Raw genomic sequence first — 19,592 nt, 5'->3', positions numbered from 1 at the left:
AGGAATGCAAGGCAAGAGGATTCTCGTCACGGGTGGCACCGGGCAGGTCGCGATGCCCGTCGCCGAAGCGCTCGCCCAGGACAACGAGGTGTGGTGTCTGGGCCGGTTCGGCGACCCGGCCGCCCGCAAGGCCCTGGAAGAAATGGGCGCGCACACCTTCACCTGGGACATGGCCACCGACACGCTGGACGACCTGCCGCGCGGCTTCACCCACGTACTGCACTCGGCGGTGCACCGGGGCGACGGCACGGACTTCGCGGAGACCGCCCGCGTCAACGCCGCGGGCACCGCACGGCTGATGACCCACTGCGCCACCGCGGAGGCGTTCCTGTACGTCTCGTCCGGGGTGGTCTACAACCGGGCCGACAGCACCCACCGCTACCGCGAGAGCGATGCCGTGGGCGGTGCGGTGCCGTGGCTGCCGACGTACCCGGTCGGCAAGCTCGCCGCCGAAGGAGTGGCGCGGGGCCTGGCCGAAGCGCTCGGGCTGCCGACGGTGATCGCCAGGCTCAACATCGCCTACGGCCCGTACGGCCACGGCGGTGTGCCCATGATCCTGTTCAAGCAGATGCGCAAGGGACAGCCCTGCGCGGTGCCTCGGCAAGGGCAGAACTACTGCAACCTGCTGCACACCGACGACCTGGTCCGGCAGGTGCCGCTGCTGTGGGGCGCGGCAGGGACGCCCGCACGGGTGGTGAACTGGGGCGGGGACGAGGAGGTCGGCATGACCGACCTCCTGGAGCACATGTCCGCGCTCACCGGTGTGCCGGTCCAGCTGGACCGCAGCGACTACAGCCGCGAGACCGCGCTCTTCGACCACGAGGTCCGCCGGGGTCTGATCGGCGACTGCTCCGTCGACTGGAAGACCGGCATAGCCCGCACGCTGTCCGAGCTGTTCGAGGAGTACCGCGACCGCATCGAGGCCCACGCCGGCGAGCACACGGCGGGGCGAGGAATGGAGCACTGACATGCGCAGACCCACAGACGCAGCGGCGCTTCAGCGGATGCTCGGCGCCGCTCTCGGCTCCCGCGAGCCGGTGGGGCCCCTGGCCCAACTGGCTGGAGGCAAGGGAGCTTTCGACTCCCTGGACCCCGCCGTACTGGAGCGCCCCACCCTGATCGGCGGCGGGGCCCTGTACACCCCGACCAGCCCCGCTCCCACCGCCCCCGCGGCCGAAGAGCTGGTGCGCCACGCCCAGGCGCTGGACGTGCCCCAGATCCTCGTGCCCAACGTGCGCCGTACCGACGACTCCCGCGCACTGCGGGCCGCGGGATTCCTCCCCTACGCCGCCGACCCCGAGTGCGTCGTGCGGCTGACCGGGGACGTGGACGAGCTCCTGCGCGCCCGCGTGGGCGGCGGCCGACAGCGCGCCCTGCGTCGTTGCCATGACGCCGTCTCCCGTGACCTCACCTGGGAGCGGATCCGCGTGAGCGACCTCGGCGGGCAGCCCTGGGCGCGGGACGCTTTCGTGGAACTGCACCGGCACCGGGCGGAGCGCCACGGCGGCGGCCACAACCCCTACAACGCCCAGGCCCTCGACGCCCTGGTCGACGGACCGTTGGCTGATCGCGCGGAGATGGTGGTGCGCCGCCGGGGGAGCACCGTCGTCCAGGTCGCGCTCACGGTCACGTCCCACAACGGCCGGGGGCTCTACCACCTGACGCAGGCCATCGACCCCGCCGCATACGACCCCGTCTCCGAGAGGGGCCTCCACGAAGCGGCCTTGTACGGGCTCTACCTCGACGCCCGGCGCGCGGGCCTGCACTGGGTCCACCTCGGCCCGGGGAACACCGACGGCAAACGCAGCCTCGGAGCCGACCTGTTCGTCCCCCTCGACCACTGGCTGCGCGCCGAAGGCGTCACGGTCCCGGAGGACACGGGGGAGGAGCCCGCGCTGTCGCGCTTCGCGGCTCCGCCCGTCACGACCGTGCCGGTCCCGGGCCCGGCACGCGCCCGCAACCAGCCACGGTTCGACACCATCGACCTGTCGAGCAACACCAACCCGTTCCTGGGCGCCGCCGGCCAGTACCCCCATCTCGACACGACCGAGCTCGCCCGCACCTACCTGGACACGATCTCGAAGCTGCCCGGCCACCAGGGCACCGGCGCACTGACACCGGACCATCTGCTGTTCTCCAGCGGGTCGGTCGACGGCGTCATGCTGCTCCTCGCGGCGCTGGCCTCGCCCGGTGAGAGCGTGTGTGTCACGCCGCCCACCTTCCCGCTCTACGCCCACTTCGCCCGCCTGCTGCGCCTGCCCCTGGTCGAGGTGCCCCTGGGCGGCGACGACCTGGCCGAGCTCGACACGGAGCGGATCCTGGCCGCCGATCCGCGGGTGACCATCCTGTGCGATCCGAACAACCCCGTGGGAACCAGGCTCGATCCGGCGCAGGTGCGGGCCCTCGTCGCCGGCGCGCGGGGCCTTGTCGTGATCGACGAGGCGTATGTCGAGTTCAGCGAGAAGCCCTCGTACGCCGGTCTCGTCGCCGAGCACGACAACCTCATCGTGCTCAGAACACTTTCGAAGGCATGGGCTCTGGCCGGCGCCCGTTGCGGGATCGCCCTGGCGCGGCCCGGCATCATCGACGCGCTGCGGCGGGTCCAAGTGCCCTTCGGGTTCACCGACGCGTCGCAGGCCGCCGTGCGGGACCGGCTGACGAACACACGACGGCCGCTCGCCGCCATCCGGCACATCCGGGCGGAGCGCGACCGGATGGCCGGACTGCTGGCGGATCACCCCGCGGTGGAGCGGGTGTTCCCCTCGGAGGCCAACTTCCTGCTGGTGCGGCTCCATCAGCACGAGCGCGTCATGGAGCAACTGCACCATGCCGGGATCGTGGTCGCCGACGTCAGCTTCCTCATTCCCGGCACCTGCCGCATCTCCATCGGCAACCGGCGCGCGAACGACGCACTGCTCGCCGCGTTCTCCGCGGCGCTATGAGGCCGATCAGGAGTCGGTGACGCCATCCGTCAAAGGAAGGGGCTTATTGGCCCCTTCCTTCATCTCGACGACCAGGAACGACAGAACACGGTCGCCGATATTCTTGAAGTCATGGAGGTGATGGCGCTCTTCGCTGAAAGTGAAATGCCGGGTCTGCCCGCGGACATACGAGATCTCTCGGCTGCTGCCGTCACTCGCGTGCTGGCGGGCCCGGCCATCGGTGAGGGCTATCCAGGTGTAGTCGAGGACGTGCCGGTGGACGGGAATTCGCTCGCCCGGCTGGAGATGGGTCTCCCACATCCGCAGGGAATCGGTCTCTTTCACCAGCGTCTGGCCCACGCGGCCGTTGTGGGCGTTGTTCTCGAAATCCTGGTGCAGTGGAGGGCTCCAGCGATCAAAGTTCTCTGCGACGACCGTGCTGGTCAGAGGGGTTGCAGCGGAAGAGTTGTGGCCCACGGAGCGGATCCTTTCGTCACGGGTGTCCGGCACCAGATTATGGCCGCCGGAATTGGAGTGGCAAGGTCGTGCGGCACTCCTATCTCACATGCATGCGGGCCAAGTAGCCTGCCGTGCACCGTTATTGTCATGCTGGGGAGGCTGAAGGCCCGTGATTGTTCTCGGTTACAACGGATTCACCAGGGGCGCGGAACTTTTCGGACGTCTCTACGGGGCGACCGGCGTCGGCCGTAATCTCCTTGTGGGGCACGACGCCGCGGCAGCCCTGACCATCGACGGCGAAGTCGTCGCCGCCGTCGAGGAAGAACAGCTGAGCCGGGTAAAGAAGACCTCCGACTTCCCGGCGAACGCGATCACATGGTGCCTGGAATCCGCCGGGGTGGAACTCAACGAGGTCGACGTCTTCGCCTTCCCCTGGCGGTTTTCGCCGACCGTGGCGGAGGAGATGATGTCGCGGATAACCGGCTCCGACATGCCGGTCGCGGCGAAGTTCGACGCGCTGCGGCGCACGGGCGAGCTCTACACCGACATGCTCAGCCGCGAGGCGGTGTACGGCGACTTCGTCCAGCGCACCGGCCACGCACTGGACCCCAACAAGCTCGTCCTGGTGCCCCATCACCTGGCCCACCTCATGTGCGGTGCCTACCTGGCGGGCGGGGGCGACGCGGCCTTCCTGGTGAGCGACGGCCGGGCCGAGACCCTCTCCTCCGTCATGGGCGAGCTGCGCGACGGCGTGGTCCGCGTCTTCGACGAGAGCACCGTCGACATGGCCAGTTCGCTCGGCGTGGCCTACGGACGGATCACCCGCTATCTGGGCTTCGTGCCCAACAACGACGAGTACAAGGTCATGGGCCTGGCCGCCTACGGCCCGCCGCCCCAGCACAACCCCCTGCTGGAACACGTGGTGCGCCTGCACGAGAACGGCTCGTACACCCTGTCCATCCCCAGCGACATCGGGGCCTATTACGCGCTCTTCGACAGCCTCTTCGACGGTGACAGCGAGAAGCGCGAGGAGTTCGACTTCCGGGTCAGGGTCGCCGGTCTCGCCCAGCACATGGTCGAGGCCGTCACCGCCCATCAGATGCGGAGCCTGACCGCCGCGTCCGGCATGGACACCCTGCTCTTCGAGGGCGGCCTCGCGCTCAACTGCGTGGCCAACACGAAGATGCTGGAGCGGTCGTCGTTCACCGGCATGGAAGTCAGCTTCGGGGCGAGCGACCCGGGCGTCGCCATCGGCGCGGCTGTCTGCACGGCCGGCCTCAGGAACCGGCCCGCGGACGCGGTCACCACGCCCTACCTGGGACCTTCGTACGACGAGCAGCAGATCCTCGATGTCCTGGGGGAGTACGCGGACCGCGTGGAGTGGCAGGAGGAGCCAGACGTCTCGTCGGCCGCCGAGCGGACGGCGGGGCTGCTGGCCGAGAAGAACGTCGTCGGCTGGTTCCAGGGCCGTGCCGAGTTCGGGCCGCGCGCCCTGGGGAACCGCAGTATCCTCGCCAACCCGGCCTTCCCCGACATCAAGGACATCATCAATACCCGGGTCAAGCACAGGGAGCCCTTCCGCCCGTTCGCGCCGGTCGTCCTCGAGTCCGAGGCTCCCCGGATCTTCGAAATGGGCAAGAAGACCTCGTCCCCGTACATGACGTTCGTCTTCCCGGTGCGCAAGGAGTACCAGGAACGGATCCCCGGCGCCTGCCACGTGGACGGCACGGCACGGGTCCAGACGGTCGACGAGCGGCAGAACCCCGCGCTCGCGGAGCTGCTGCGCGCCTTCACGGCACGGACGGATGTGCCCTGCCTGCTCAACACCTCCTTCAACGTGGCCGGCGAGCCCATCGTCTGCTCGCCGCGGGACGCCCTGGAGTGCTTCCTCGCCACCGAGATCGACCACTTGGTCATCGACCGTTTCGTGGTCACCAAGAAGATCTGATCCCAAGGTCTGATCCCGTGGAATCGAAGGCCGCGTACAACCCTTGTGCCCCAACCGGTGTCGAACAGGGCGCCGGACAAGGAACGGGCCCTTTCCGGACACCCTCGCGCCTGCCCGGCCACTTTTCTCCACAGGAGCCGCTCGTGCGCAAGAACCGTTCGGCCGCCCTCGCCGCGGCCTCATTCCTCCTTCTCACCGGGGCGGGCATCGTCGCCGCCCCCTCCGCCGTCGCGGGCACCCCCGGGGGTACGCACGCCGACGACCGCAACAGTGACTTCAACGGCGACGGATACGAGGACGTGCTGGTCGGAGCCCCGGGGGCGACGGTCAGCGGCCAGAAGGGCGCCGGGCTCGTCACGGCCCAGTACGGCTCCTCCGGGGGCATGAACACCACCAATGTCGGCCGCTTCAGCCAGTCGACGGCCGGTGTCGCGGGCGCCGCGGAGGCGGGCGACGGCTTCGGGAAGGCCGTCGCCACCGGTGACCTGGACGGCGACGGCTTCGACGACGCGATCGTCGGCATCCCCGGCGAGGACATCGGCGACACGGCGGACGCCGGTGGGGTCGCGATCCTGTGGGGCTCGAAGCAGGGCCTCAGCGGTGAGGCCAGCGACTGGCTGGAGACCCAGGAGCCGACCCAGGGCGAGCAGTTCGGCCTGAGTCTGGCCGCGGCACACCTCACCGGTGAGACGCCGGGCGACGTGCTCGCCGTACTGGACCGGGACGACCTGGAGCTTTTCGCGTACGACGCGGCGCCGCAACCCGGGCAGGCCCCGCTGAAGCGCCGGGCGACCGAGCGCCTTTCCGCGGTGGCCGAGGAGCGCGACATCACGCCGAAGTCGCTCACCACCGGCGACTACGACGACAACGGCTACGCCGACCTCGTCGTGTCCGGCGTGACCGTGGGCGACGAGCCGGGGCACGGCTGGTCCGCGTACTTCTCCGGCAACGCCGACGGACTCAAGTACGAGCACGATCTGCGCGGCGGGCCCGTGGCCGCGTCCGGCGACATCAACCACGACGGCTTCGACGACCTGGTGACCGGCGAGCCCAACTCCCCGGACGACGGCGGCGAAACGATGACCGGCGGCCTGGTGGGCGTCCGCTACGGCGACGAGAACGGCCTCAAGGACGAGGCCAAGTGGTGGACCCAGGACAGCGCGGGTGTGCCCGGAACCGCCGAGCGCGGTGACGGCTGGGGCGGCGACCTGTCCGTGGCCGACACGAACGGCGACGGTTACGCCGACGTCGCGATCGGTGCACCGGGCGAGGACATCGGCACGGTCGCGGACGCCGGTGCGGTCTGGGTGCTGCGTGGCGCGGAGGTCGGCCTGACGTCGGCCGGCGCCAAGTCCTTCGACCAGAACTCCGCGGACATCCCCGGCGTGGCCGAGAAGGGCGACAAGTGGGGTGCCCAGGTACGCCTGACGGACCCGAACCGCGACGGGCGCTTCGGTCTCCTGGCCGCCGCACCCGGCGAGAACGCCGGTGACGGCGTGGTGTGGGTCCTGTCAGCGGGGACGGGCGGCATCACCGCGGCGGGCTCCTGGACGTACGGCGGGGACTCGCTGGGCACGCCGGGCAAGGGCGCGGCGTTCGGCGCGGCGATCGACGAGTAGGAACCGGCGGCCCGCAAGGGCCCTCGGGCAGGCGAAGGGCCTTCGGGCAGGCATCCGAACGCGGTCGTGAGCGGCCGACGCGGCCTACGTATGATCACGGCCATGTGCTCACGACCGCGTTCGGAGGCTGAACAGGCATGACGGAGAGTCGAGTTGTCATCGTCACGGGCGGTGGGACAGGCATCGGTGCCGCCACGGCCCGGCAACTGCGCGCCGCCGGGCACCGCGTCGTCGTCTCCGGGCGGCGGCCCGAGCCGCTGCGCCGCGTCGCCGAGGAGACCGGGGCGCTGGCCCACCCCGCCGACGCGGGTGATCCCGCGGCGGTCGCCGGTCTCGTCGCGGCGGCCACGGAGGCCTACGGCCGCATCGACGGGCTCGTGCTCAACGCCGGGGTGGGGCGCAGCGGAGCGGTCGGCGATCTGTCCGACGAGGACTGGGACGCCGTGCTGAGCACCAACCTCACAGGACCCTTCCTCCTCATGCGGGCCGCGCTTCCCCACCTGCTCGAAGCACGCGGCTCGGTGGTCGCGGTCGCCTCGGTCGCCGCACTGCGCAACGGCGTGGCCAACGCCGCGTACGCCACGTCCAAGGCGGCGCTCCTCCAGCTGTGCCGCTCCCTGGCCGTCGACTACGGAAAGGCCGGGCTGCGCGCCAACACCGTGTGCCCCAGCTGGGTGCGGACCGAGATGGCCGACCGGCGGATGACCCGGTTCGCCGAGGAGGCCGGTCTGGGGGACGGCGGGGCTGACGCGGCGTATGAGGAAGCGACGCGGCTCGTCCCGGCGGGCCGGCCGGGAGAGCCCGAGGAGGTCGCCGAGGCGATCTCCTGGCTGCTTTCGCCCGCCGCCTCCTTCGTCAACGGCGCGGTGCTGACCGTCGACGGCGGGGTCACGGCGGTGGACCCCGGAACCTCCGCGTTCGACTTCAGCATCACACCGCGGGCCTGAGAATCCGGTAGGGGCGGCGAGCTCCGGGGTCGGCCGGTGCGCTCCACGCGGAGCTGGGCGCACAGGGGTGCGCGTTTCGTGTTCTTTTGTGTTCCACAGGGCTCTGCTCCCGCAGGACCATGCCAAGGTTCGAGGCTCGGCATGGAACCGAACTCGCTTTCGGTTCGTCGTCGTTGGGTGACAGGTGTGCCGCCACTTCCCTGAAGGGGGGACGCATGAGCGCCAACTCGGCCCGGACAAGCCCGGCGACGCCGGTCGGCCCGCAGGTCTGCCCGGTCGGCCCGGTCGTCGACATCGTGTTCAGCCGCTGGGCCACGCCGATCCTCTGGACGCTGAACGAGTACGGCCGCCTGCGCTTCGTGGAACTGCAGCGCGCCATCGCCGGCATCACGCCCAAGGTCCTGACGCAGCGGCTGCGGCAGCTGGAACGGGACGGCCTGGTGATACGCACCTACTACCCCGAGGTCCCCCCGCGCGTGGAGTACGAGATCAGTCAACTCGGGCGCAGCCTGGGGCCGTTGTTCGCCACGCTCGCCGAGTGGTCCACGGAGAACCTGGACAAGGTGGAGCAGGCACGGACAGACTTCGACGGCGACAAGTGAGGGGTGGACGCTACACATGACATCGAGCACCTTCCGTATCGGCGGTGAGATCGGCGTGCGCCGGATCGGGTTCGGGGCGATGCGCCTCGCGACCGAGTCCGGGGCGCCCAGGGAGGCCTCCATCGCGGTGGCCCGGCGGGCCGTCGAGCTGGGCATCACACTGATCGACACGGCGTACATGTACGGGTGGGGCGCCAACGAGGAACTGCTGGTCGAGGCGCTGTATCCGTATCCCGACGACCTGCTGATCGCGACCAAGGTCGCCATCGAACGGCCAAGCCCAGGCGAAGAGGCGGCGGTCAACGGACGGCCGGAGTTCCTGCGTGAGCAGGTCGAGCAGGCCCTGCGTCGGCTGCGTGTCGAGCGGATCGGGCTCCTCCAGATGCACCGCCTCGACCCGAAGGTGCCGCTGGCCGAACAGCTCGGCACACTACGGGAGTTCCAACTAGACGGCAGGATCGGCCACATCGGCCTCTCGGAGGTCACCGTCGACGAACTCGACGAGGCACGGCGGATCGCCGACGTGGCGAGCGTGCAGAACCGCTACAGCCTGCTCGACCGCGAGCACGAGGCCGTGCTCGACGCCTGCGACGCGGCGGGGATCGCCTTCCTGCCCTGGCGGCCTGTCCACCCGGCGGCATCGGCGGCCACGGCCGAGATCTCGGCCGTCGCGGCCGAACTCGACGCCACGGCGGCGCAGGTCGCGCTGGCCTGGCTGCTCGACCGTTCGCCGGTCGTGCTGCCGATTCCCGGCACCGCCTCGCTCGACCACCTGGCGGAGAACGTCGCCGCGGCGGATCTGAGGCTGAGCGCCGGGCAGCGCGAGCGCCTCGACCGGATCACGCTTCCCACTGCCGGATGAGCCGGGTCAGCGCCTGCGCCGCGGCACTGGTGTAGGCGCTGTCGCGGCGCAGGAGCACCACCGTGCGCGCGGGCAGGGCGGGAGCGAGCGGGACGGGGTGCAGGTGGGGGTGGTCGCGGGTGAGGGCATCGGGCAGGACCGTCGCCAGCTCGGTGCGCCGGACGATCTCGGTCAGGGCATTGATCGAGTTGGCCTCCACGGTGATGCGAGGCTGGACGCGGTGCGTGGCGAGGTAGCCGTCGATGTGTCCGCGCGTGGCGAAGTCGCCGCTGAGCAGGGCGAGTTCGACGCCGTCCGCCATCTCCCGTACCGGTAGCGCCCCCGCGCGCCCGCTGTGCGGGTGGCGGGAGCCGACGACGAGGCCGAGGGTCTCGGTGAACAGCGCCGTGGCGGCGATCCCGGGGAGGTGGTCCGCGCTGAAGGCGATGCCGAGGTCGAGTTCATCGGCGAGCAGCGCGGCTTCGATGCCGTCCTGGTTCATCTCGCGCACGTCGAGGCTGATCGCGGGATGACGCTCGTGGAACCGCGCGACGAGCGGGCCGATCAGGTAGGCGGTGAACGTCGGCGTCATCGCCAGGCGCAGATGACCGCGGCTCAGGTCCTGTACGTCGAGAACGGCACGTTCGGCGGCGGCGAGGTCGCGCAGGGCGCGGCGCGCGTGCGGGACGTAGGCCTCACCGGCGTCGGTCAGGCGCACGGTGCGGCCGGTGCGGTCCAGGAGCTGGACGCCCAGTGACTTCTCCAACTGCTTGATCTGCTGGGAGAGGGTCGGCTGCGAGATGCGCAGGTCCTCGGCGGCGCGGGTGAAGTTGCCGTGTTCGGAGACGGCGAGCAGATAGCGCAGGTGACGCAGTTCCAGAGCCATGACCCCAACTATAGATGTCATCGATGGCAGGCATGGGAAATGCGTCTTGGACGCTATAGGTACAGGTCATGCATGGTGGATCTCGTCGGACCCGCCGGGCCCGACGCCCCCACACAACTGAAGGGAGTGACCATGCAGGACCTCACCGAGGGTGTCGCGCGCTTCCGGCGCGACGTCTTTCCGGCGAAGGCGGACCTCTTCACCCGCCTCGCGGGGAACCACCGGCCGACGACGCTCTTCATCAGCTGCTCCGACGCCCGCGTGGTGCCGGAACTGCTCACACAGAGCGAACCGGGTGAGCTGTTCGTCATCCGGACCGCCGGCAACCTCGTGCCCGCCTACACGCCCGGTGCGGACGGGGTCGCGGCGAGCATCGAGTACGCCGTCGCCGTCCTGGGAGTCTCGGATGTCGTCGTCTGCGGACACTCCGCCTGCGGTGCGATGACCGCCCTCGCCGAACAGCACGACCTGAGCGGGCTGCCGGCCGTCGCCGACTGGCTGCGGCACGCGGACGCCTCCCGGGCCCGCGCCACCGGGGACGCGGCCGGTCCGGAACTGACGGGTGACCTCGTACGGGAGAACGTGCGCGCCCAGCTGGCCAACCTCGCCACCCACCCCTCCGTGGCCCGCGCCCTGCTCAGGGACGCGCTCACGCTGCACGGCTGGGTCTACGACATCCCCACCGGCACGGTCGAGGAACTCGACACGGCCGCTCGCGCCGCCTGAGCACCACGTCACGAAGTCACCACCTCACCACCCCACCACGTAAGGAAGTCTTCTCATGCAGCACGCCCAGTTCGACCCCGCCGCCCGCCAGACCCTGGCCGTCACCGCCGTCGAGGCCAAGGTGCGCAAGGACCTGTCCTGGCAGCGGATAGCCGATGTCACCGGCTACTCGGTGGCCTTCGTCACCGCCGCCGTGCTCGGCCAGCACGCCCTGCCGAAGCCCGCCGCCGAGGCCGTCGCGGAGCTCCTGGGCCTGGACGCCGACGCGGCGACGCTGCTCCAGACCATCCCGACGCGCGGCTCCATCCACGGCGGTATCCCCACCGACCCGACGATCTACCGCTTCTACGAGATGCTCCAGGTCTACGGCACCACGCTCAAGGCGCTGGTCCACGAGGAGTTCGGCGACGGCATCATCAGCGCGATCAACTTCAAGCTGGACGTGAAGAAGGTCGCCGACCCCGACGGCGGTGAGCGCGCCGTCATCACCCTGGACGGCAAGTACCTGCCGACCAAGCCTTTCTGACGGGCCGGACTCAGAGCTCCGGGCGGTCGATCCGGTAGAGGTAGTGGGCGCGGTCGTCGATGGGGTTGTCGGGTTCCAGCGACACATCGGCGACCCGCCGCAGGCCCGCCTTCTCCAGGATGCGCCAGGACGCGCGATTGCCCACGTGTACGGGTACGAGCACCGTGGTGGCGTCGGGGTGGTCGGTCCAGGTGGCCCGGACGACCTCCTGGATCATGCGGGTGCCGAGCCCCTGACCGATCCGCTGCGGGTCCCCGATGAGGTAGTCGACGGACATGGCTTCCTGAGGGATCTCCGCCTGGTGGGCCAACTCGCGCAGGTCCTCGGCGTAGTCGGCGAATCGGTAGCGCTGGACGAGGCCGAACGGTTCGCCGTCGAGCAGCATGAGCAGGTCCTCCGATGGCTCCTCGCCGCGGGCCGCCGGGCCGAAGTCGCGGGCCACCGCCTCGGGCGAGGTCTCGTGGTGCCACCAGCGCGCGACGTGCGGCTGCCGCAGCCACTGCCGCAGCAGGGGGAAGTCCGTTTCGTCGAGTCGACGCCAGCTGATCATCGGGCACCTCGGGGGTCGGGCTCGGGGGAGTGGAACGGTGGCAGCTGCGTCCATTGTCCCGTCCCCACGGCCCTGACCGCCCTCAACCCCCGTACGTGGCCTCGGACTCGCCGAGTACCGCGGCGAAGTCATCCGCGAAACGTGCCGCTTCCGCCACTTCGAGCGTGGCCGACGTGACCCGTACGGCCGTGGGCGTCGCGATGCGGAAGCGTGAGCCCGCGGCCACCCACCACCCCCGCGAGCGCAGTCCGTTGACCACCGCGGACTCGTCCCGCACCGGCACGGACACGTTCAGCCCGCTCGCGCCGTGTGCGGCGATCCCGCGCCGCGTGAGCTCACCGGTCAGCGCCTCGCGCCGCTCGGTGTAGACACGCGCGGCCCGCCCCACGAGCGCCCTCGCCGAAGGATCGGTCATCGTACGCTCGACCGTCTCCTGCAGCAGATGACTGACCCATCCCGAGGTGAGCAGCATCCGCCCCTCGTGCCGGGCCAGCGTGGTCGCGTCGCACGCCAAGGCCGCCCAGCGCAGGTCGACGCTCAGGTGCTTGGACACGGTCCGCACCTGGGCCCACCGTTCGAGCCCGCCGGACGCCAGCGAGTGCGAGGGCGCCCCCGCGACCTCCGCGTTGTGATCGTCCTCGATGACCAGAACTTCCGGGAAGCCGCCGAGTGCTTCGAGCAGGGCGTCGCGCCGGGCCTCCGAGAAGCAGCCGCCCACCGGGTTCTGACCGCGCGGGCTGCACACGACCGCCCTGACGCCCGCCCGCAGAGCGCCGCGCAACGCCTCCGGCCTGATCCCCTCGTCGTCCACCGCGACCGGCACCATGCGCAGGCCCAACGCCGGTACCAGGTCCAGGAGATGGTGGAATCCCGGGTCCTCGACGGCCACCGCGTCGCCCGGCTTCAGCTCCGTGGAGAGCAGCCGTGCCATGCAGTCGAGGGCCCCGTGCGCGAAGGTCACCCGGCTGTCCGGAATCCCGTCCCGCGCGAACCACTCACGGGCCAGTTCCTCGAGCCCCGCGCGGCGCGGCGAACCGCGGTGCGAACCGCTGACGGGTGCCACTCGCTCGGGCGGCAGCAGTACCGGCATCAGTGCCGGGTCCGGATGTCCGCCCGCCAGATCGCGCACCCCCTGCGGCACCTTCGGCGGCCGGCGCGCCCCGACCGCGGGGGCCTGGGCGACCACCGTTCCGCCACGCCCGCGCGTGACCACGATCCCGCGCTGCCGGAGCTCCTTGTAGGCCGTCGCCACCGTCCCCGCGCTGACCCCGAGCTCATCGGCGAGCCTGCGCACCGGCGGCAGGGCGTCGCCCGGACCCAACCCGCCTTCGGCCACGGCCTGTTCGACCGACGAGGTAATGCCCTTGGCGGTCGCGCCCTTGATCGCATATTGTGCTGCCACGTAACTGAGTATGTATCAATACAAAAGTCGGGTCAAGGTCGGATCAAGTGGGAAACCAAGGGGGAGTGGTGAGCCTCAGCCGTCGGCGGGTCGCACTGTACGCACGCATACCGGGGGGCCTCGACGGGCGCCGCATGCTCTGGATCGCCCTGATCAACAAGGCCGGGACCGGGCTGTGGATGGGCGCGGCCGCCCTTTACTTCACCCTGGTCACCGGGCTCTCCGTCGCCGAGGTCGGCGTGCTCATGGGAGCTTCGGGGGCCGTGGGCATCGCGGGGGCGCCGCTCGCGGGACACCTCGCCGACCGATTCGCCGTCACGCGCGTCATCATCGGCTCCCAACTCCTCCAGGCCGCGGCCCTGTTGGCGTTGCTGACGACGGAGAACTTCTCCCTGCTCCTGCTGTACTCGGCCGTGAACAGCCTCGCCGACCGCGGCGCCAACGTCCTCACCAAGCTGTACGCCGCCCGTATCGCGGGCCCGGACCGCACCAAGTACCAGGCGGTTCAGCGCACGGTGTCCAACGCGGGCTGGGCCATCGGCGGCCTGGCGGGGGCGCTCGCGCTCGCCGTCGGCACCACCCACGCCTACCAGGCCCTGCTCGTCGGGAACGTGCTCAGCTTCCTCGTCGCCGCGTTCCTCACCCTGCGCTGCGCGGAACCGCCTTCGCCGTCCCGGGTGGTCACGGACTCCGCGGCGCCCGCGCTCCCCGCGCCTCCTTCCAACCCGTGGCGCGACCGCCGCTACCTCCTCTTCACCGCCACCGAGGCGGCGCTGTTCCTCGACGACGCGGTGCTCCAGGTCGGCATCCCGCTGTGGATCGTCCACGCCACGGACGCGCCGCACGGCCTCGCGCCGCTGCTCATGGTCCTCAACTGCGTGCTCGTCGTCTGCTGCCAGGTCCCGCTGTCCCGCTTCGGACGTACGCCGGACGGGGCCCGAAGGCTCCTCGTGCCCCTCGCCGCCTGCTTCGTCGTCGGCTGCGCCGCGATGACCGTCTCGGTGGCGGGTGGCACCTGGCCGGCCGTCATCGCGCTCGTGTTCGCGGCGATCGCCTTCACCTTCGCGGAGATACTGCACGCCATCGCGTCCTGGGAGCTCTCGATCGCGCTCGCCCCTGATGACGCCCAAGGTGCCTACCTCGGTGTGCACGGACTGTCGTCGTCGGCCCAGCGCAGCGGGGGACCGCTCCTGGTCACCGCCGTGATCGCCGCGGGGCCCCTGGCCTGGCCGCTGCTCGGCGCGGGTGTGATCGTGACGGTCGCGGCGCAGAGCCGTCTCGTGCGCAAGCGGCCGCTCCGGCCGCGCGGACCGGTGGATGTGCCGCGCGCGCTGCCCGACCGTGAACGCGGTGAACGCGGTCAGCGGCTCGGGTCGTGACCCGCCGTACGCGAAGACGTCCGCCCGCCACGTGATCGTGGCGGGCGGACGAAGAGGTGAGGAACCGTGTTCGGGTCCGCGGAGGCTCAGCGGCCGATGCGGATGCGGTGCGCCTGGTCCTGGCCCTCGGGGCCGGTGCCGGACTTGTCGACGACGAACGCCGTACCGCCCGCCACCTGGATGTGGTTGGGGTTCGCGCCGGTGGCCAGGGTTTCGACGACGGCGCCCTTGGCGGGGTCGACGACCGTGACGGTCCCGGGGGTCCGGTTGGCGACCAGGACCTTGCCCGAACGCCGGTCGGTGGCGACGGACAGGGCGCCCGCGCCGGTCGGCACGGACTTCTTCACAGTGCCCTTCTTGAGGTCGACGACGGAGAGACCGCCCGCGGCCTGGTCGGCGGTGTAGGCGGTGCGGCCGTCCTTGGAGAGCGCGACGGAGATCGGGCCGTCGCCGGTCGGGATGAGGCGGGGGCTCTCGCCCTTCGGGGTGATCTCGATGATCCGGTCGCCGCCCAGGTCGGCGGCGTACGCGGCGCCGGTCCGCTCGTTCACGGCCAGGCCGGCCGGGGTCGACCCCTCGACCGTGACGCGCTTCTTCTCCTTGAAGGTGCGGGTGTCGAAGGCGACGACGGTGCCGTCGCCGAAGCTGCTCGCCCACGCCGTGTTGTGCCGGGTGTCCACGACGACCTCACGGGCGTGGTTCACGCCGGGCAGCGAGGCGAGGTGCTTGCCGGTGCGCTGGTCGTAGACGGCGACGGAGTTGTCGCGGGTGTTCGTCGTCCAGACGGTGTTGTGCTCGTCGTCTACGGCGATTCCGTAGACCGCCTCGACGGCGCCGGTCTCGGCGTTGGTCACCGGCGGCGTGTAACTGTCCTTCACCTTGAGCGTGCGCGGGTCGACCTTCAGGAGGCTGGAGTTGGTGACGGGCGGCCGGCCCACCGCGGAGGTGGCCCACAGCACGTTGTTCCGCTCGGAGTACGCGGACTGGTAGAGACCCTTCACGAGCGGCGCGGACTCGACGGTCGAGCCGGACGCTTTGCCGGAGGACTGACCGGGCTGCGCGGACGCGGTACCGGTCAGGGCCAGCGCACTGCCCGCGGCGAGGGCCACGGCAACTGCGGCGGTACGGCGGATGCGGCAGGTGAGAGAGGTCATGCTGCGTCAATCTCCTTGACTGAGGCGCCTCCAAGAGAGGCGATCACCCGATAACTTAGCTTAGCCTAACCTAAGCTTCGCGCCTTCAATCGTGTGGCCCCCGCCACATCCGACCCTCTCTCCCCTAGGGGGAAGGCAAGGGCAAACCCCCAGCCGAGTAGGCCAGTTGGGAGGATGTGGCGGCCGGGCGAGGGCGGCGAGGATCTTCCCCATGACGAAGATCAAGCGAAACGCCGCCCTGCTCGCCGCCTCGGCGGCCGTCCTCAGCCTCACCGCACCGCTGGCCGCGTCGGCCTCAACTCCCGCCGCCCCCACCGCTCTCTCCACCGCCCAGCCCCTGGACTGGCAGCCGTGCGAGGGCAGCGGCCTCGACCCCCGCCAGGAGTGCGCCACCGTCGACGTCCCGATGGACTACGCCGACCCCACGGGCAAGCAGATCGGCATCGCCGTCTCCCGCATCCCCAGCGAGAACCCCGAGGCACGCCGAGGCGCCCTGTTCCTGATCCCCGGCGGGCCCGGCGGACTCGGCCTCGACACCCCGTCGGGCAAGGGCCGGAAGCTGCCGCAAGCGGTCCGGGACACGTACGACCTGATCGGCTTCGACCCCCGCGGCCTCGGCCGCTCCACCCCGGTGAGCTGCGGCCTCGAACACGCCGACCTCGCCACGTCGAGACTGCGCCCCTGGCCCGCCGCCGACGGCTCCATCAGCGAGAACATGACCACCGCGCAGCGCATGTCGGACGCCTGCGCACGCAACGGCGGCGACCTCATCCGCCACATCACCACCGCCAACGAGGCCCGCGACATCGACCGCATCCGGGCGGCGCTCGGCGAGCGGAAGCTCTCCGCGTGGGGTGTCTCGTATGGCACCTACGTCGGGGCGGTCTACAGCCAGCTCTTCCCGCACCGCACCGACCGCGTCGTCCTGGACAGCAACGACGACCCTGACCCCACACGGGTCTCCCGGGCCTGGGTGGCCGCGCACGAGCGGGGAGTCGAGGACACCTTCCCGGAGTTCGCCAAATGGGCCTCGGCGCCGGGCAATCCGCGCCGCCTGGCCGCAACGGCGGCCGAAGTGCGCCCGCTCTTCCTGGAACTGGCCGCCGAGCTCGACCGCGAGCCGCTCCCCTGGCCCGGCGCCAACCCCGAGGAGCTCAACGGCAACGTCCTGCGCCAGACGCTGCTGAACACGCTCTACGACCCCGATGGCTTCCCCAAGCTGGCCGAGCTGATCCTGGCCGCACAGAAGGGCACGGTGCCGCCCGCGCCGCAGGGACCGCCGGAGGCGATGATGCAGAACGCCGTCGCGGTGGGCTCCGCGGTCCTCTGCAACGACGTCGAGTGGCCCAAGTCGGCGAGCGCGTACGAGAAGGGGGTCGCCGAGAGCCGGGCCAAGTACCCCCTGACGGCGGGAATGCCGCGCAACGCGATGCCGTGCGCCGCCTGGCCCTACAAGCCGAAGGAAGAACCGGTGCGGATCACCGACACCGGCCCGTCCACCATCCTCCTCGTCCAGAACGAGCGCGACCCGGCGACCCCGCTCAGCGGCGCCCTCAAACTCCGTACGGCCCTGGGCAAGCGCGCCACCATGGTCACGGTGAACTCGACCGGCCACGACGCCTACCTCGACAACGGCAACGAGTGCGGCGACCGGACCGTCTCCCGCTACCTGGCGACGGGGGAGCGGCCGGGGCGCGACACCTACTGCGCCTAGCCACCGGACCCGGCAGGGTCAGGCCAGCAGCTCCGCGGTGTCGAGGAACGGCCGGCCGAGCTCCTCCGCCCCGAAACCGAGCACGAAGAGCCCGGTCGACACCCGCTCGAGGAAGCCCCACTCCCAGACCGCCTGCCCGTCCACCCCGGTCCGGTCCGCCAGGAGCGCACAGTACGACCGCAGCAGAGAACCGGCCGCGACCCGGTCCCTGCCCCTCAACTCCGCGCACCAGTCGCGGAGCACGACCCCCAGGTCGTACGCGGGATCGGCGAGGAACCCGTCCGGGTCCACGAAGACGAAGCCCGCATCGGCCCCGGCCCGAGGCGCGAGGACCCGCAGCGCGTTGCCGGGGTGCGGGTCGCCGTGCACGACGACGCAACGGCCGGGGTCGAATGCGGCGGCGCGACGTCCGGCGTACGCCAGCGCCCGGGTCACCACCCGCTCCGAACAGGGGCGGCCGAGGCTCTCCCACAACCGTGCGACCAGATCGCCCAGCGTGCGGGCCTTCTCCTCGGCCGGATCGACGGTGAGCTCCGCGGCGCGGGGCACCCGCCAGGCGCTGCGCAGCATGACGCACAGCGTCTCGATCTGCTGCCGCGGAGCGAGGCCGACGCGGTCCATCGACGGGCCGAGCGCCTCCTGGAGCATCGCGTGACGACCGAGGTCATGGGCAAGGAGTCGCGCGTACCCCCGGCCCTCCGCGAGGCGCAGGGTGCGCACCTGGCCCGCGAAGTCCGGTGCGGGAAGGGAGACTTTGAGCACCGCGTCCCGCCCCTCGCGGGTCCTGGCCCGCGCCACGTACGAGGTGGTTCCGCCGGGCAGCGGCGCCCCGACCCCGATGGACCACCGCCGCTCCAGATCACCGAGGAGAGCGGGCAGCTCGGTCAGCCACCGCTCGCCGAGGGCTCCCATGCTGTGGGCCTTCCGGCGTACGAGCGGCTGGACTTCGACGGCGGGTTCGGTCACGGCAGCGGGCCGCCCCGGGCGGTGATCCACAGGTCGTACCACTCCTCGTGGGTGAGTTCGGGTTCGCGGTGGACGGCGTCCCGGCAGGCGAGGATGCGGTCCGGGCGGCTGGTGCCGATGACGGGGGCGATCCGCGCCGGATGGCGCTGGAGCCACCACAGCAGGATCGTCTCCGGGGTCGTCCGCTTGCGTGCGGCGAGATCGGCGACGAGCCGTGCGGTCGGGGTCTCGCCACCGCCGGTGAAGCGGCCCCGGGCGAGGGCTCCCCAGGCCTGCAGCTGGATGCCGTTGGCGGCGCAGTACTCCAGGGTCCCGTGCGGGAAGCCGCTGTCGGCGGCGGCCGGTGTGTTCACGAGCACCCCGGCCTCGACCCAGTCACGGCTCTCCAGACTCATCTCCAGCTGGTTGGCGACCAGCGGTACGTCGAGGTGCGCGCGCAGGTGCGCGATCTGCGCGGCGCTCATGTTCGACACGCCGAACCGGCGCACCAGACCCTGCCCGTGCAGCGAGGCCAGCGCCTTCGCGATCTCCTCCGGGCCGGTCAGCGGATCGGGCCGGTGCAGGAGCAGGACGTCGATCACGTCGGTGCGCAGCCGGGTGAGGCTCTCCTCGACGCGCTGGACGATGGTCGGCCCCCGCAGGTCGTACAGACCGGGCCGGTCGCCCTCGGCCAGGCGGATGCCGCACTTGGTCTGCAGGACGATGCGTTCGCGCAGTCCGGACGCCCTGGCGAGCACCTCGCCGAAGACCGCCTCCGACTTGCCGTGCCGGTAGATGTCGGCCTGGTCGAACACCGTGATGCCGGCCTCAAGTGCTGCTTCCACGGCGGCCTCGGCCGCGTCGATGTCCTCGGGGGCGTACGGCGTGGTGTCCCAGGTGCCGCCGAGTCCCATGCACCCGTACAGCACACGACCGGTGTGCACATCGGTCCGCGATGCCATGTCTCTTCCTC

18 protein-coding genes are annotated in these 19,592 nt (G+C 71.1%); 11 read left to right on the top strand and 7 right to left on the bottom strand.

The window, feature by feature from the left end; all coding sequences use genetic code 11:
• Positions 1 to 4 precede the first annotated feature (4 nt).
• The gene (locus tag AB0E78_RS11995) at positions 5 to 967 is read left to right on the top strand and encodes an NAD(P)-dependent oxidoreductase (RefSeq protein ID WP_361830936.1); all 963 of its coding nucleotides are present in this window, start codon (positions 5 to 7) and stop codon (positions 965 to 967) included.
• A 1-nt stretch (position 968) separates the two neighbouring features.
• Positions 969 to 2,942, top strand: a complete 1,974-nt coding sequence (locus tag AB0E78_RS11990) for an aminotransferase class I/II-fold pyridoxal phosphate-dependent enzyme (RefSeq protein WP_361830933.1) — start codon at positions 969 to 971, stop codon at positions 2,940 to 2,942.
• A gap of 6 nt (positions 2,943 to 2,948) precedes the next feature.
• Here AB0E78_RS11990 and AB0E78_RS11985 read toward each other — a convergent pair whose 3' ends face one another.
• Positions 2,949 to 3,398: a hypothetical protein gene (locus AB0E78_RS11985; RefSeq protein ID WP_361830930.1), complete on the bottom strand. Its 450-nt coding sequence runs from the start codon at positions 3,396 to 3,398 to the stop codon at positions 2,949 to 2,951.
• Positions 3,399 to 3,549: 151 nt separating this feature from the next.
• Here AB0E78_RS11985 and AB0E78_RS11980 point away from each other — a divergent pair, with 151 nt between their 5' ends.
• The 5 genes from AB0E78_RS11980 to AB0E78_RS11960 all read left to right on the top strand — a co-directional run bounded on the left by AB0E78_RS11980 (position 3,550) and on the right by AB0E78_RS11960 (position 9,358).
• On the top strand, positions 3,550 to 5,328 hold the full coding sequence (locus tag AB0E78_RS11980; RefSeq protein WP_361830927.1) for a carbamoyltransferase C-terminal domain-containing protein: 1,779 nt from the start codon (positions 3,550 to 3,552) through the stop codon (positions 5,326 to 5,328).
• Positions 5,329 to 5,471: 143 nt separating this feature from the next.
• Positions 5,472 to 6,947: an esterase gene (locus AB0E78_RS11975; RefSeq protein ID WP_361830924.1), complete on the top strand. Its 1,476-nt coding sequence runs from the start codon at positions 5,472 to 5,474 to the stop codon at positions 6,945 to 6,947.
• A gap of 137 nt (positions 6,948 to 7,084) precedes the next feature.
• Complete coding sequence (locus AB0E78_RS11970) at positions 7,085 to 7,894, top strand: SDR family oxidoreductase (protein WP_361830921.1); 810 nt, start codon at positions 7,085 to 7,087, stop codon at positions 7,892 to 7,894.
• 215 nt (positions 7,895 to 8,109) lie between these two features.
• The gene (locus tag AB0E78_RS11965) at positions 8,110 to 8,496 is read left to right on the top strand and encodes a helix-turn-helix domain-containing protein (RefSeq protein ID WP_361830918.1); all 387 of its coding nucleotides are present in this window, start codon (positions 8,110 to 8,112) and stop codon (positions 8,494 to 8,496) included.
• 16 nt (positions 8,497 to 8,512) lie between these two features.
• Complete coding sequence (locus tag AB0E78_RS11960; protein WP_361830915.1) at positions 8,513 to 9,358, top strand: aldo/keto reductase; 846 nt, start codon at positions 8,513 to 8,515, stop codon at positions 9,356 to 9,358.
• Here the strand turns inward: AB0E78_RS11960 and cynR are convergent.
• The gene (cynR, locus tag AB0E78_RS11955; RefSeq protein ID WP_361830912.1) at positions 9,336 to 10,223 is read right to left on the bottom strand and encodes a transcriptional regulator CynR; all 888 of its coding nucleotides are present in this window, start codon (positions 10,221 to 10,223) and stop codon (positions 9,336 to 9,338) included. The genes AB0E78_RS11960 and cynR overlap by 23 nt on opposite strands.
• Before the next feature lie 132 nt (positions 10,224 to 10,355).
• On the opposite strand from cynR, the gene AB0E78_RS11950 reads away from it, so the two are divergent.
• Together AB0E78_RS11950 and cynS are read left to right on the top strand one after the other, a co-directional pair.
• Complete coding sequence (locus AB0E78_RS11950; protein ID WP_361830909.1) at positions 10,356 to 10,949, top strand: carbonic anhydrase; 594 nt, start codon at positions 10,356 to 10,358, stop codon at positions 10,947 to 10,949.
• A gap of 55 nt (positions 10,950 to 11,004) precedes the next feature.
• On the top strand, positions 11,005 to 11,475 hold the full coding sequence (gene cynS, locus AB0E78_RS11945; RefSeq protein ID WP_361830906.1) for a cyanase: 471 nt from the start codon (positions 11,005 to 11,007) through the stop codon (positions 11,473 to 11,475).
• A gap of 10 nt (positions 11,476 to 11,485) precedes the next feature.
• On the opposite strand, the gene AB0E78_RS11940 is transcribed toward cynS, so the two are convergent.
• Both AB0E78_RS11940 and AB0E78_RS11935 read right to left on the bottom strand, forming a co-directional pair.
• Positions 11,486 to 12,025: a GNAT family N-acetyltransferase gene (locus AB0E78_RS11940; protein WP_361830903.1), complete on the bottom strand. Its 540-nt coding sequence runs from the start codon at positions 12,023 to 12,025 to the stop codon at positions 11,486 to 11,488.
• 82 nt (positions 12,026 to 12,107) lie between these two features.
• Positions 12,108 to 13,427 carry an aminotransferase class I/II-fold pyridoxal phosphate-dependent enzyme gene (locus AB0E78_RS11935; RefSeq protein ID WP_361830900.1) on the bottom strand — a complete coding sequence of 440 codons (1,320 nt, stop codon included), beginning with the start codon at positions 13,425 to 13,427 and terminating at the stop codon, positions 12,108 to 12,110.
• Positions 13,428 to 13,495: 68 nt separating this feature from the next.
• On the opposite strand from AB0E78_RS11935, the gene AB0E78_RS11930 reads away from it, so the two are divergent.
• The gene (locus tag AB0E78_RS11930; RefSeq protein ID WP_361830897.1) at positions 13,496 to 14,806 is read left to right on the top strand and encodes an MFS transporter; all 1,311 of its coding nucleotides are present in this window, start codon (positions 13,496 to 13,498) and stop codon (positions 14,804 to 14,806) included.
• A gap of 86 nt (positions 14,807 to 14,892) precedes the next feature.
• On the opposite strand, the gene AB0E78_RS11925 is transcribed toward AB0E78_RS11930, so the two are convergent.
• Positions 14,893 to 15,960 (bottom strand): YncE family protein, encoded by a 1,068-nt coding sequence (locus tag AB0E78_RS11925; protein ID WP_361830894.1) that lies wholly within the window; start codon positions 15,958 to 15,960, stop codon positions 14,893 to 14,895.
• A gap of 211 nt (positions 15,961 to 16,171) precedes the next feature.
• Between AB0E78_RS11925 and AB0E78_RS11920 the strand changes: the two genes are divergently transcribed.
• Entirely contained in the window at positions 16,172 to 17,674 is a 1,503-nt protein-coding gene (locus tag AB0E78_RS11920; RefSeq protein WP_361830891.1) for an alpha/beta hydrolase, read from the top strand.
• 18 nt (positions 17,675 to 17,692) lie between these two features.
• Here AB0E78_RS11920 and AB0E78_RS11915 read toward each other — a convergent pair whose 3' ends face one another.
• Together AB0E78_RS11915 and AB0E78_RS11910 are read right to left on the bottom strand one after the other, a co-directional pair.
• Entirely contained in the window at positions 17,693 to 18,640 is a 948-nt protein-coding gene (locus AB0E78_RS11915; protein WP_361830889.1) for a phosphotransferase, read from the bottom strand.
• Positions 18,637 to 19,581, bottom strand: a complete 945-nt coding sequence (locus AB0E78_RS11910; RefSeq protein ID WP_361830887.1) for an aldo/keto reductase — start codon at positions 19,579 to 19,581, stop codon at positions 18,637 to 18,639. Before AB0E78_RS11910 ends, AB0E78_RS11915 begins: the two co-directional genes overlap by 4 nt.
• Positions 19,582 to 19,592: the final 11 nt, after the last annotated feature.

This window comes from Streptomyces sp. NPDC032198, from assembly GCF_040636975.1.
In the GTDB taxonomy this organism is placed as follows: Bacteria; Actinomycetota; Actinomycetes; order Streptomycetales; family Streptomycetaceae; genus Streptomyces.
The sequence above is the reverse complement of the archived record's forward strand: the minus strand, read 5'-3'. Positions and strand labels throughout refer to the sequence as shown.

Bases quoted from the DNA above. Each gene is read 5' to 3' on its own strand.
- AB0E78_RS11995 (WP_361830936.1), top strand. From the start codon at position 5: ATGCAAGGCAAGAGGATTCTCGTCACGGGTGGCACCGGGCAGGTCGCG.
- AB0E78_RS11990 (WP_361830933.1), top strand. From the start codon at position 969: ATGCGCAGACCCACAGACGCAGCGGCGCTTCAGCGGATGCTCGGCGCC.
- AB0E78_RS11970 (WP_361830921.1), top strand. From the start codon at position 7,085: ATGACGGAGAGTCGAGTTGTCATCGTCACGGGCGGTGGGACAGGCATC.
- AB0E78_RS11965 (WP_361830918.1), top strand. From the start codon at position 8,110: ATGAGCGCCAACTCGGCCCGGACAAGCCCGGCGACGCCGGTCGGCCCG.
- AB0E78_RS11960 (WP_361830915.1), top strand. From the start codon at position 8,513: ATGACATCGAGCACCTTCCGTATCGGCGGTGAGATCGGCGTGCGCCGG.
- cynR (WP_361830912.1), bottom strand. From the start codon at position 10,223: ATGGCTCTGGAACTGCGTCACCTGCGCTATCTGCTCGCCGTCTCCGAA.
- AB0E78_RS11950 (WP_361830909.1), top strand. From the start codon at position 10,356: ATGCAGGACCTCACCGAGGGTGTCGCGCGCTTCCGGCGCGACGTCTTT.
- cynS (WP_361830906.1), top strand. From the start codon at position 11,005: ATGCAGCACGCCCAGTTCGACCCCGCCGCCCGCCAGACCCTGGCCGTC.
- AB0E78_RS11940 (WP_361830903.1), bottom strand. From the start codon at position 12,025: ATGATCAGCTGGCGTCGACTCGACGAAACGGACTTCCCCCTGCTGCGG.
- AB0E78_RS11925 (WP_361830894.1), bottom strand. From the start codon at position 15,960: ATGACCTCTCTCACCTGCCGCATCCGCCGTACCGCCGCAGTTGCCGTG.
- AB0E78_RS11920 (WP_361830891.1), top strand. From the start codon at position 16,172: ATGACGAAGATCAAGCGAAACGCCGCCCTGCTCGCCGCCTCGGCGGCC.
- AB0E78_RS11910 (WP_361830887.1), bottom strand. From the start codon at position 19,581: ATGGCATCGCGGACCGATGTGCACACCGGTCGTGTGCTGTACGGGTGC.